At 74.8% G+C, this 302-nt stretch carries 1 protein-coding gene; it reads right to left on the bottom strand.

Annotated elements, in window-relative coordinates:
* On the bottom strand, positions 1–200 hold a 200-nt coding region (locus AC0IVP_RS21855), incomplete at its 3' end, for a hypothetical protein (RefSeq protein WP_471759275.1).
* Positions 201–302: the final 102 nt, after the last annotated feature.

Here is a 302-nt window from a genome sequence, read left to right as displayed (position 1 = left end):
GGCGGGGCGTCGGGCAAGGCCGGGAACACCGTCGGCACGCTGGTCTGCGAGCAGACGAACTGCTCGGCGCACGCCCGCTGGACACCGCCGCGGCGGGACCCCGACCCGGCGACGGTGGCCGCCGACCGCTCGCGCAGCCCGGCCACCCGTTCGGCCACGCCGATCAGGTCGGCGGCGTTCGTCCGGCTGGTGGCCGCCACCGCCTCAGGCGTTGCGTGGACGTCCAAGCATCCGGCGCGGAGGTTGCTTGGACGTCCACGTATCCAGCGCCGGAGGACCCCCTCGTGACCGATCTGCACGTG

Source organism: Klenkia sp. AC732 (assembly GCF_979256525.1).
Note: the sequence above shows the minus strand (reverse complement) of the source record. Positions and strands in the feature narration are given on the sequence as shown.